5 protein-coding genes are annotated in these 12,640 nt (G+C 76.7%); all 5 read right to left on the bottom strand.

Annotated elements, in window-relative coordinates; translation table 11 throughout:
* Positions 1-303: 303 nt before the first annotated feature.
* A complete protein-coding gene (locus tag WMF36_RS10020; RefSeq protein ID WP_437579381.1) occupies positions 304-7,071 on the bottom strand; it encodes a HEAT repeat domain-containing protein in 6,768 nt (2,255 codons plus the stop codon).
* A complete protein-coding gene (locus WMF36_RS10025) occupies positions 7,068-9,869 on the bottom strand; it encodes a hypothetical protein (protein WP_437579382.1) in 2,802 nt (933 codons plus the stop codon). The genes WMF36_RS10020 and WMF36_RS10025 overlap by 4 nt, the downstream gene beginning before the upstream one ends.
* A 211-nt stretch (positions 9,870-10,080) precedes the next feature.
* Positions 10,081-10,956, bottom strand: coding sequence for a WGR domain-containing protein (locus WMF36_RS10030; RefSeq protein ID WP_437579383.1), 876 nt, complete (start codon positions 10,954-10,956; stop codon positions 10,081-10,083).
* A 157-nt stretch (positions 10,957-11,113) separates the two neighbouring features.
* Positions 11,114-11,410 (bottom strand): DUF2288 family protein, encoded by a 297-nt coding sequence (locus tag WMF36_RS10035; protein WP_437488992.1) that lies wholly within the window; start codon positions 11,408-11,410, stop codon positions 11,114-11,116.
* A 197-nt stretch (positions 11,411-11,607) separates the two neighbouring features.
* On the bottom strand, positions 11,608-12,609 hold the full coding sequence (locus tag WMF36_RS10040) for an alpha/beta hydrolase (RefSeq protein WP_437579384.1): 1,002 nt from the start codon (positions 12,607-12,609) through the stop codon (positions 11,608-11,610).
* Between the last annotated feature and the right edge of the window lie 31 nt (positions 12,610-12,640).

Here is a 12,640-nt window from a genome sequence, read left to right on the forward strand (position 1 = left end):
GGGCGCCCTCCAGGAACGCCTTCTGCGCCTCCCAGATCGCCGCCGTCGCCTTCTTGCCCTGCTTCATCAGGTAGGCGAGGTACGCGGTGCGGTCCCGGCCCTTGTACCGGAGGTCGCTCTCCTGGAGCGCTGCCAGCGTGGCCATCGCGTCGCGGAAGAGCGCGGCGTCGCGGAGCGTGCCGCGCACGCCGACCGGGCCGCGGGCGCTGTCGAGGGAGAGGCGCACGCTCGAGTGGAGCGGGGCGGCGGCGAGCTCGCTCGGCGCGGCGTACCGGAGGTGGATCGGACGTGCGAGGGCTGCGGTCATGCGTTGACTCCGTCGGGGGGCCCGGGCTCGGCGGGCGCGCGCGGGAGGGTCGCCCGCCTCGCGCGCTCGTTCGCCGCGCGGCGCTTCGCGCGGCGGTACGCCCGGTACGCGGCCTTGCGGACGGCGACGTCGGCCGCCGTGGACCTGGACTTGTCGAACGCGAGGGCGGCCAGCGCCTCGAGCGCGCGCTCGCCGCCGGCGCGGCCGAGCGCCGCGATCGCGTCGAGGCGCGCCGCGGCGTCGCCGCCTTCGCCCTGCGCGAGCGAGAGCAGCGGGGCGAGCTCGCCGCGGGCGAGCATCGCCGGCAGCGCGAGGCGCCTGCCCGGCTCGCTCGCGGCGAGCGCCGAGAGCGCCTCGGGCGAGGCGGCGCGCGCCGTCGGGCCGAAGGCTGTGGGGTCGAACGGCCGCACCGCCGCGGCGCGCGCGGCCGAGCCGTCCGGCGCGAGCGCGGCGAGCGCGGCCGCCGCCGAGGCGCGGACGCCGGCGTCCATGTCCACGAGGGCGGCCGTGAGCGCCTCGACGGCGCCCGCGGGCCGCGCGCCGCCCGCGGCAAGATCGAGGGCGCCGAGGGCGCGCGCGGCCTCGCGGCGGACGTCGCCCGGGGCGCCGCCGTCCGAGAGGACGGCGCGCAGGGCGGGCGCCATCGCGGTCGCGCCGGCGCGCGCCGCGGCCCAGAGGAGCTCGCGCCACGCCGCGGCCTCGGCGTCGCGCGCGTCGCCGTGCGCCGCCGACCAGCGCTCCGCCGTGCGCTGCGCCGCGGCGGCGACCGCCCCGGCGAGCGCCCCGCGATCGCCGTCCACGGTGCCGGCGGCGATGAGCCGCGCGGCCTCCTGCCGCGCCGGGGCGCGGTCGTCCTCGAGCATGCGCAGGAGCGCGGCGGCCGGCAGCGACCCGCGGCGGAGCAGGCCCATGGCGAGGCGCTGCCGGAGCTCCTCATCCTTGAGCGCCGCGAGCCGCGGCAGGAGCTCGGCCGGGTCGGCCTCCGCGGCGAGGTAGCTCGCCGCCGGGCTCGCGATGTCGTCATGCTCGCTCGCGACGGCGAGGAGCTCGACGCGCGTCCGCTCGCCCGGGAAGAGCTTCTCCAGCGCCTTGCGCGCGCCCTTGCGGACCTCGGCGCTCCGCGCGTCGAGCGCGCGCGCGAGGGCGGGCTCGGCCGCGCGATCGCCGAGCTCGCCGAGCTCGCTCACCGCGACGAGGCGGAGCCGATCCGGCGTGTCGCCGGCGCGCACGAGCTCCTCCAGCAGCACGCGGGAGCGCTCGCCGCCGATCCAGCGCGCGCCCCTCGCCGCCGACTCGCGGAGGTCGATGGCGTCCGCGTGGAGCGCCTGCTCGACGCGCTCCGAGGCGCGCCGGCGGAGCTCGGTGCTCTCGAGCTTCGGGGCGATGCGGCCGAGCGCCTCGGTGGCGGCGGCCTGCATGGTGATTTCGACCGGCGCGTCCTTGGTGCCGCCGGCGGCCACCGCCTCGAGCTCGTCCAGCGCGCGGGCGTCGCCGAGCGTGCCGAGCGCGAGCAAGGCCCGCTCCCGCTCCCCGGGCTCGCCGGCGCGCACGACGAGCAGGAGCGGCAGGAGCGCCGACGCGAGGCCCCTCGCCGCCACGCCCTCCGCGGCCGGCAGCACGAGCTCGCGCGCGCCGGCGCGCAGCACCGCCTCGAGCGGCCCCGAGGGCGAGCGCTCCTGTCGATCGCCCTTCACGCGCTTCGCGTACGACGTGACGGCCGCGACGCGCGTGGCGAGGTCGCGGTCCGAGAAGAGCGGGACGAGCAGGTCGTTCTGCGCGGGATCGTCGCCGAGATCGAGCTCGCGCGCCGCGGCGAGGCGGAGCGCCGGGTCCTTCGCGCGCGCGGCGGCGGCCAGGAATGCGACAGCGCGCGCCGTGTCGCGCTTCTCGCGCTCGCGCCCCCGGTCGACGATCTCGAGGCACGCCTTGAACGCGGCGCTCCGGACCTCGGCGGCCTCGTCGTCGAAGCGCGCCGCGAGGGGGCCCGTGGCCTCCGGGTTCCGCGTGCTCCCGAGGGCGCGCGCCAGGGCGATGCGGTCCGCCGGCGCGGCGGCCTCGTCCATGCGCGCCGCGAGCGCCCGCACCGCGGCGCCGCTCGCGAGCGCGACGAGCGCCTCGCGGGCGCGGGCGGTCGTCGGCGCCGACGGCGGGGCCGCGCCCTCGCGCAGGAACGCCGCGAGCACGTCGACGGCGCGATCGTCGCGGCGGCGGGCGAGGAGCTCCGCCGCGCGCAGGCGGAGGTCGTCGTGATCGCTCTCCATCGCGCGGCACAGGGCCGGCACGATGCGCGGATCGCTCGACGACGCCAGGCGCTCGAGCACGCCGAGGCGCAGGTCGGCGTGCTCGCTGCCGAGCGCCGCGAGCAGCGGATCGAGGCTGCCCTTCGGGCAGAGCCGCTCGAGGAGCTCGAAGGCGTAGCGGCGCACGTCGGGCAGCGGCGAGCTCAGCGCGCGCACGATCTCGGGGCGGGCGCCGTCGCCGCGCGCCGCGATCTCGTCGAGCGCGGTCCGCGCGACGTCGGCCGACGCCGACGCGAGCCCGAGCGCGAGCGGCTCGCTCGCCCCCTCCGGGAAGAGCGCCTTGAGCCCCGCGAAGGCCGCCCTTCGGACGAGGTGGTGCGGGTCGTCGAGCGCCCGGACGAGCGGCGGGATCGCCGCCGTGCTGCTGACGTGCCCCCTGGCGCAGACGTCGACGATGCGGTCGATGGCGTCGCGTCGGGTCCGGTGCGCCTCGTCGTCGCCCGGCGAGACCTGCCTGAGGAGGCCCATGTACGCGCCGAACGCGAGCCAGCGCAGCCGCCGCTGCTCGCTCTCCGGGACCGCGTCGGCGCCCGGCTTGGCGCCCTGCTTCTGCCCGGGCTGCGCGAAGAGGCGGCGGAGCCACCCCTTCGCCGGCTTCGTGTCGGTCTCCTCCGCGGCGCGCGGGGTCGTGTCCGCCACGACGGGCGCGCCCGCGGGGCGCAGCGCGGCCACCCGCTTCGCCTCGCGGAAGTACTCGACCGGCTTGCGGCGGATGCGGAGCACCTGCGCGGCGGCGTACCGCTGCTCGGGGTTGTCGCCGGCGAGCGCCTCGGCGAGCCCGACGAGGACGCGGCCGCGCGCGACCTCGGGCGGCCACTCCTTCATGCCGGCGGGCTTGTCGCCCTCGCCCGCGCCGTCGCGATCCCGGTCCGGCTGCGCCGCGGCGTCGGGGCGCGGGGGCATCAGCGCCTCGATGAGGTGGGCGAGGTACGCCTCCGGATCGGTGCGGAGCTCCAGCGCGCGCGCCGCGGCGAAGCGCACGTCGGAGCGCTGCGACGAGAGCGCGCTCGTCAGGAGATCCGGCGGATCGCCGCGGCGGAAGGCCCGGAGATCGCGCGCGAGCACGATCGCGAAGACGATCTCCTGGACCTCGCGCGAGCTGTCCTCGAGGCCCTGCAGCATGCCCCCGTAGCCCTCGGGCCCGAGCGCCGCGAACGACATGATCGTCGCGACGCGGATGGGCGGGTGCTCGTGGCGCAGCGTGCCCGTGAGCACCGGCAGCGCCCGCACGTCGCCGAGCCGCGCGAGCCCGTCGGCGGCCCACGACCGCACGGCGACGTCGGCGTGGCCCATGGCGTCGAGCAGGTAGCCCTCCTCGCCGCGGCGGGCGGCCATCGCGAGCCCGCGCGCCGCCTGCTCGCGCACGTCGGGGTAGTCGTCCTTGAGCAGCTCGGTGGCGAAGTACTTGACGAGCCGCGGCGAGCCGAGCGTCGCGAGCGCGCTCGCGGCGCGGGCGCGGAGCGGGCCGAGGAGCTGGATCGGGAGCTCCTTGAAGAGGGATTTGTCGGCGAGGAGCGCCCGCATTGGATTGATGAGCTGCTCGTCGCGCCGCGCGGCGCAGAGCTCGGCCGCGCGCACCCGGAGGTCGAGGTAGCTCGACTGGAGGCCGATGTGGAGCGGCCCCGCCTCGCCGGGCAGGAGCTTGTCGATCGCCTCGATCGCGGCGGTGCGCGGCCCCGGGTGGTCGTCCTCGAGCAGGCGGCTCAGGGCGCTGCGCGCGGCGTCGCCCGCCGGCGCGCGCGCGGCCCCGCGCGCGCCGCTCTCCCGGACCGACGGGTGGCTCGACGCCATCGCGGCGAGGTGCGGCTCCACGGCGTCCTTGCCGCGCAGCTTGACGACCGCCTCGTACGCGGCCTGGGCCACGCCGTCGTCGCGATCGCCGATCGCCGCGTGCAGCCGCTCCAGCGCCCACGGCTGCTCGCCGTGCGCCTTGAGCTCCTCGACGGCGCGCAGGCGCAGGTCGGGGAAGCGCGCGAGCTGGGCGCGGTCGAGCGCCTTCTGCGGATCCGAGGCGTGCCACGACCAGAGCGTCCGGAACGCCTCGCGGCGGACCTTGGGCGACTCGTCCTCGATCGCGTCGGCGAGCAGCGCCTCGGCCTCGGGGGGCCTCGGTCCCTTGCCCTCGCCGGCGAGCGCGACCAGCCGGTCGAGCCCGCGGACGCGGATGTCCTCCTGCGATGAGCGGAGCGACGCCTCGGCCACGGCGAGCGGGGTCGACGGCTCGAGCCGCGCGTAGGCCTCGAGCGCGGCGGCGCGCACCGCCCCGTCCGCGTCGTCGAGCATCCAGATGAGCCGCTTCTCGGCGCGGGTGTCCCGGAGCTCGGCGAGCGCGGTCGCCGCCTTCTGGCGCAGCGACGGGTCCTGCTCGCGCGTGAGCTGCAGCAGCGCGCCGAGGGCGCGCGTGTCGCCGAGCTGCGCGAGCCCGCGCGCGCCCCGCACCGCCGTGTCCGGCGTGCGGCACGCCATCGCGGTGAGCAGCGGCTCGAGGTCGGCCTCGGCGGGCTCGGCGCCCGGGCTCCCCACGCCGGGGATCCGGGCGCGCGCGGCCTGGAGGAGCGCCTCGTCGGGCGCCTTCGCCTTGGCCTTCGCGTCGTGCGCCGGCTGCTCCTCGCCGCCCTCGCGGGCGCGCCGCAGCACCTCGGCCGCGCGCCGCGCGATGTCGAGCGCGGCGCGGCCGAGGTCCTCGTCGCGCGCCTCGAGCGCGTGGGCGAGCGCCCGCCGCTCGATCACCTTCGCCGCGAACGCGATGCGGCGCACCTCGGCGTCCTCGTCGTCGAGCGCGCGCGCCGCGATCGGCGCGAACGACGGCGCCGAGAGCCACCCGGCGAGCGCGGCGCGGATGAGCGCCTCGACCCGGAGGTCGGCCGGGCCGCGCTCGAACGCGGCGCGCAGCGGCTCCGGGCCGTCCGGGTGGAGCTTCTGGAGCTGATCGAGCGCCGTGAGCCGCACCGACGCGTCGCGGCCGGCGAGCTTGTCGGCGATGAGGCCCGGGATGAGCGGCGAGCTGCCGTGGAGCTTCCCGAGCTCGACGAGCGCCCGGCGCTGGACGTCCGCGGCGCGGGCCTCGAGCCCTGCCCGGAGCGGGGTGAGCGGCGCGTCGCGGTCGATCGCGCGGAGCGCCTCCAGCGCGGACAGGCGGACGGTCGCGTGCTCGTCGTCGAGCGCCTCGCGGAGCTTCGCGCGCGCGCCGCGGCGCCCGTGCGCCCCGAGCTCGCGGGCGGCGAGCGCGCGCACCTCGGCGTCGCGGTCCGACCGGAGCGCGCGCGCCGCGGCCTCGAGCGCCTCGGGCTCGTCGAGCGCCGCGAGCGTCTTGACGGCGGCCTCGCGGGCCGGCCGCGCCCCGGAGAGCGCCTGGGCGAGGACATCGAAGCCGTGCGCGAGCTCGGTGGCGCCGTCCGCGGGCGCGCCTGCCGGGTCGATCGGGAAGCGCCACACGGTGCGCCCGTCTCCGGCGGCGAAGAGGGCGCCGAGCCCGTCCTTCGCGTCCTTCGCGTCCGTTGCGCCGCGGCCCGCGGCTGCGCGCGACCCTTTGCGCGCGGAGGCGCTCTCGGCGGGCGGCGCGAACGCGAGCGCATGGAGCGGCAGCGCGCTCGTCTCCAGCGTGCGCGGCTTGCGCCGGTCCTCGAGCCGGAGGATGCGGATCGCGCCGTCCGCGCCCGCGGACAGCAGGCGGTCGCCGGCCTCCTTGCCGTCCTCCTGCGGCGGCGGGGTGGGCAGGCACAGCAGCGCGCGAACGCCGCCCGCGTGCCCGCTCCCGTCCGCGCCGCGCACCTCGCACTCGACGTCGCCGATGAGGTACCAGAGCCGCACGGTGCCGTCGTCGCCGCCCGACGCGAGCCGCCCGTCGCGCGGCGTGAACGCGAGCGCCGCGACCGGCCCGTCGTGGCCGGGCATGTCGCGGCGTGCGCCGGTCGACAGCGTGATCACGCGGACGACGCCGTCGTCGCCCGCGGCCGCGACCCTCTCGCCGGCAGGGTCGAACGCGACGGCGCGGAGCGGCGCCGTCGAGAGCGCGAACGACGCGATCTCGGCCGCCGGGGCAGCGGACCCGGCGCCCGCGCCGACGCGCCAGATGCGCAGCGCGCCGTCGGCGCCGACGGTCGCGAGGCGCGCGCCGCCCGGCGCCGCCGCGACCGCCGTGGCGCCGCCCGGGTGCGCGTCGAGCGCCTGCGCCTCCGTGGCGCCGCCCGCGACGAGGCGCAGCGCGCCGTCGGAGCACGCCGCGGCGAGCAGGTCGCCCGCGAACGCGAGGCAGAGCACGTGCGCCGGCACCTGGATCGAGCGCACCGGCTTGTTCGCGGCGTGATCGAACAGCGTCACCTGGCTCGCGCCGGCGGGCGACGGCGCAGTCGGCGTACCGCGCGCCCCGCCCGGCGCCGGCGCGCGCACCCCGCCGACCGCGAGGAGCCGCGGGCCGACGGCGAGCGCGCGGACCTTCTCGTAGTGACCGATCGCGTGGCTCATGTGCGCTCCTGTCCGGCGCCCGGCGGGGCGAGGCCCTCGATCGCGAGCCCCGGGTGCGCGCGCCGGAGCCGCATGAGCGCGGCCAGGCAGGCCTGCCACTCGCCCTTCGCGATCGACCCGGTGAACTCGGCGATGACCGGGGCGACGAGCGCCGCGAACGCCGCGTCCTCGACCGCGAGATCCCGCACGATCTCGATCACGTGCCGCTTGGCCTCGCTCGCGGAGAGGCGCCTCCGCGGGCCCGCGTCGTCGCCCGGCTCCGGCGACCTGCCGGCCGGGATGCCGGCGAGCACGTACCGCAGGAAGGTCCGGAGCGCCTCGACGTCCGCGAACCGCCCTGCGTCCTCGGGCGCCTCCGCCGCCGGCCGCGCCTCCCCGCGCGCGCCGCGCGGCTGCCAGCCCGGCGGCAGATCGCGCGGCCGGTGCTTCTCCCAGAGCATCCGCACGGCGAAGAGGCGCACCTCGCGGTCGGCGCTCTGCATCAGCCAGCCGAGGCGCTCCGGGCCCCCGATGCGCGCGTAGTGCTTGAGGATGAGCGACAGGCCGAGCTCGCGCGCGCTCTTCTTCAGGCTCTCGGTGAGCGCGAAGACCTGCGCCGGATCGAGCTCCTCGATCGTGAGCGTCATCGCCGGATCGGCCGACGGATCGCCGGCCTTGCGGAGCGCGTCGAAGGCGACGTTGCGCACCTCCTTCGCGTCGCTGTGGGCGAGCTCGTAGACGCGGGTCTGGTAGCCCCACGCCCGCAGCTCCGCGCGCGTGATCAGCGCGGCGAAGCGCCGGACGTCGTCCCGCTTGTCGAAGAGCGCGGGCCAGATCCGCTCGGCGGTGAACGCCGCGCGCTTCAGCGCCGGCTTCAGGTCGAGCTCCTTGGCCTCGCCCTGCTCGGGCCCGAGCGCCGGGTGGTGGCAGCGCAGGTAGGTCTGGGCGAACGCGCGCATCGGCTCGGGCTCCTTCTCGCCGAGCGCGAGCGCGAACAGCCTCGCGGTGCCCGCCTCGCGGTCGCCGCGGCCGCTCGGGTCGTGCCCCGCGTCGAAGTCCTGCGGCTTCATGTGCGCGAGGAGGTACCGGCGCGCGAAGCCGTTCAGCGTGGGATCCGCGCGCCGCGCGAGCGCGAGCAGCCAGGGCAGGGTGAGCTGCCGCGGGGTCACGATCTTCGGGTTGCCGAGCACCTCCAGCGCGACCCCGCGCGTCTCGGCGCTGAAGACGAGGCCCTTCAGGCGCTCCACGCCCTCGGCGGTCAGGTCGGGCAGGGCGTCGGCCTTCTGGAGCCAGGTCGCGACGGTGGGCCCGATGCGCTTGCGCGTGAGCGCGCCGAGCAGCCACGGCGTCCCGATCGTCGCGACCGGGTGCTTGCCGAGCGCGTCGAGCGCCATCGCCGTCGCGCGGTCGTCGTCCTCGTGTCGCGGGTCGTCGAGCACGCGGATCCAGAAGGCCGCCCCGAGCTCGCCGGGCCTGTACTTCGCCTTGAAGTAGGCGGCGGCCCACCGCTTCTGCGCGCCCTCGCCGTAGATCATGTCGACGAGGAAGGGCTCGGGCAGCTCCGCGCGGTCGAAGCTCTCGCTCAGCGCCTTGGCGGCCCAGGCCTCGGTCTCGCTGCGCTCGAGCAGCCGCCCGAGGAGCGCGTGGCCGAGCGCGCGCGGGCTCCTGCCCTGCAGCGCCGACGCCGCGAACGCGCGCGTGTCCTTGTGCTCGGAGGCGAGCAGCGCGTCGAGGCGCTCCGGGTCGAGGTCCGTCGCGTGCGCGCGGGCGTACTCGATCGCGAACACGCGCGCCTTCGCGCTCGGGGAGTCGAGCAGCGCGAGCGCGGCGTCGTGCAGCCCGAGGCTCCGCAGCTTGCTCTGGTGGAGCTCCGGCGAGCCGAGCAGCGTCTCGATGAGGAAGTCGTGCGCGCTCGCGAGCGGCCGGGTCGCGAGGCGCGCGAGCCACGCGGGCGTGACGCTCCGCAGCGCCTCGGCGAAGTCCTTCCTGAGCCCCTGGATCGCGAACCTGGCCGGAGGATCGGCCTGGCACGTGGAGAGGAGGAGCATCAGCGGATCGGGCGATCGCTTCCACGCCTCGCCGAAGGCGCGGTGCTTCACCATGTCGCTCGGCGGGACGCCGCCGTGGAACGAGCGCCCGTCGTACTTGCCCGTGCCGTGCGCCCAGATGTGGTTCGCGACCCAGAGGCCGCGGAACGTCGTGTCCGGCGGGTAGTGGCGGAGGACCTCGACCGCGAACTGCGGGTAGAGCTGCGGCATGCTCCGGCCGAGCTCGCGCAGGAAGCGCCACGCGCGGCGGCGCATGTAGATCAGCGTCCCGCGCGAGACCTCGCGCCGCCCGCCGCGCGAGAGCTCGGCGTCGAAGCGGTAGGCGAGCGCGCCGAAGAGCTCCGCGTCGAGGCGCGCCTCGGCCAGCTTGTAGATGCGCTTGAGCCCGCCCCACGCGCCGAAGACCAGCGGCGCGCTCCTGGCGGCGTCGCACAGCGCGCTGCGCCCGGCGTCGGTGCCTTCCTCGTAGATGCGGACGAGCAGGTCGGCGAGCTCGAGCCGCGGCGGCGGCGCGGCGTCGACCTGCGCGAGGAAGCGCTTCCACGCGTCGGTCGCCTGCTCGCGCCGCTGCGCGGGGGTGCCCATGCCCTGCGCGATCGAGAGCAGCCGCAGGAACGCCGCGAAGGTGAGCGCGCCCTCGCGGGGCGGCGCCTCCGGCGTGGGATCCGGCTGATCGAGGTAGTCCTCGAGGATCTCGGCCAGGGCGGGCGAGCCGCTCGCGGCGAGCTGCTTGACGTTCGCGATGTCGATCGGGTTCGGTGAGCTCGCCAAGTCGCCCTCGCGCTGCGGGATGGGCTGAGAGAATCGCGATCCCTGTGGATCAGGTCAAGGACGAGTCGATCCGGCGATGACGGATGCGCCGCCGCCTCGGTGCGGCGACCCTCGGTGTAGCGTATCCGCCTACGTCTGCGCCGCGCGCTGCGCGCCTCGGATCGAGGCGGCGCTCACGGGGCGCGGGCGGCGAGCCCGACGCGCGCGCAGCTCACGCCGCGCGCATCCGGGCGATCCGCTGCGCGACGTGCGGGTCGCTGCCTGCGTCGAGGCCCGCGAGGTGCTCCTCGAGCGACCGCCCGCTGCGGGCGAGGTGCGCGGCGAGGCAGGGCGAGAGCGCTTTCCATCGCAGCGCCCACCCGGCCTCGGCGCTCATCGAGCCGTGGTGCGGCCGATCGACGAGCAGCGCGCCGAGCCGGAGGCCGAGCTCCGGGTCGCCGAGCTCCTCGAGCTGCCGCTTCAGGAGCGCGAGCGCGCCGGCGGCCGGCGAGGCCGCGGGCGGGGCCTTCCAGGTGTCGCGCACCGCGCGCGCGAACGCGGCGGCGTCGAGCTCCGAGAGCAGCTCGATCGCGCGCACGAGCGGCAGCCGATCGGCCGCGCTCGGCGCGACGACGCGGGCCATGAGCGCGTCCAGCGCGGCCGACAGCGCCGCGTCGGTCGCGGGATCGAGCCCGCCGAGCGGCTCGAGCGCGCGGCGGGCGCGGCGGACGGCGCGCCCGAGGGCCCAGCTCCGCCGGCCGCGCGCGGCCGCGAGCGCGGAGAGCGCGTGGACGGCGGCCTTCCGCTGCGCCTCGGTGGCGTCGCCGGGGCGCACGCGCGGCGGCAGCTCGATCTTCGCCGGCGGCGGGGCGGCGCTCGGCGCGGGCGCGGCGGCGGCGGGCGCGCCGACTTCCTGGTACCCCTCCCGGAGCTTCTCCGCGATCTTCTTCTCGCATTCGCGCGCCGCGGCCTCCGCGGTGGGGAACGCCTTCTCCTTGCGTTGCCCGGCGGTGCCCAGCCGGCCGTAGACGACGACGAACGTCCTGTCGTCCACGTCGGCCATCCAGAACTTGGCGCTCGTCCCCTGCACGAACTCGAACCGGCGCATGCGGGCGAGGATACCACGGCGCGACAGCGGCGCGCCTCGGGCCGCTGCGTCCGAGCGCCGGAGGGCACGTGGGCTCGCGCGTGGGACGAGGATGCCGCAACAAGGCCCCTCGACGCGGGTCGCGCGGTCGCCCCGACGGGGGCCCGCGTCGCCCGCCTCAGGAGGGCAGCGGCGGGGCCGGCCGGCGCACAAGCACGAACGGCGCGACCACGAGGGACACGAAGCGCAGATCGCGCTGGAGCGGCCAGCGCGTGAGATCTTCGGCCGTCGGCTTGGTCAGCTTGCCGGCCGCGATCCAGGCCTGGACCGCGGCGGCGTCGTTCGAGGCGACGGCCTCGCCGACGTCCAGGAGGTCGAGGTCGGCCGCGACGAGGATGATCCCATCGCGGGCCGCGTGGGCGCGGAGATCGGTCCAGAAGACCTCCCCGAGCGTCTTGGCGAGCCGTTCGCGCATGAGGGCAGCATAGAGCCCGGGCAGCGGCCGCCAAGCCGGCCAGGCGCCGCAGGTGGCGGTGCACCTCGCGAGCGCCGAGCCGCTCCTGGCAGCGCCTCGCAGGAAGGGGGAAGGGGGTGACGCGGGAAGGGGGAGGAGGGGGTGACGCGCCGCGCAGCGCCGGCAGCGCGCGACCGGCTGGAGCCTCCTCTCGATCGCTACCAGCCCATGTTGCGGTGAATCCAGCAGTCGATCTGCTGCCAGCCGACCGGCGTGCCGCGATGGCCATTCAGGATATGGCCCGTGCGAGGGACGATCGCGGTCGTGACGCGCCGGGCGCCGGTGTAGAGCGCCGCGTCGGAGTCCACATAGGACGCCGGCTGCAGCTCGTCCGTCTCGCCGAACTGGATGAGCACCGGGCTCGTCACGCCCTGGATGCCGGAGAGCGAGGGGTCCCCGGAGACGGCGAGGAGGCCCAGGAACTGCCCGCGCGTGTAGGTGTCGGCGATGGTGGCATTGTCGAAGTCGATCAGCGCGGGGTCCGCGTTCGCCGCGTCGTAGAAGATGTCGGTGCGTATCTCCGGCGGGATCGCGATATAGGGCGTCTGCAGCAGCGCCGAGATCGCCTCCGGGGAGACCGGGATGGGGTGCGGCGTGAAGGCAAAGCCCGTGTTGACGAGGACGTCCGCGTCGTTGTAGATGCTCTGAACGAGCGTGCTGATGATGGCGCCGTTCGAGTGGCCGACCAGCGCGATGCGCCTGAAAGGCGTCTTGAAGACCCCACCGCTGGTGCGCATTTCGGTGATGACCTGGTGCACGCTCTCGGCCGTCTGGGCCAGGTCGAGGAAGTCGCCGTCCGGGCGGCTGCTCTCCCCGGCCCCGAGCAGGTCGAGCGCCAGGACGGCGTATCCCTCCTTGGCCATGTGCTGGGCGTAGGAATAGTCGCGTCCGCCCATCGACGGGATGTCCCAGTACGCGTGCGTGTAGGTGAGCCCGTGGACGAGCACCTGAAGGGGGCGATACTTGGTGTGGCCGCGATAGTAGAGGTAGCCGACCACCTCGTACGTGTTGCCGTCGGAGAGGGTCACCGGGAACACCAGACGCTCGACCTTTGTATGGTGGCTCGACGACGACGCCTCGGCCTGGCTCGCAGGCAGAGAGGTGGCCGCGAGCGTCGCCGAGAAGAGAACCGTGCCGAGTGTGCGGGAATACAAATTCATCAGTTGACCCTCATGGTTGCGGTGGGTGTTT

The organism is Sorangium sp. So ce887, from assembly GCF_051521455.1.
Taxonomy (GTDB): domain Bacteria; phylum Myxococcota_A; class Polyangia; order Polyangiales; family Polyangiaceae; genus Sorangium.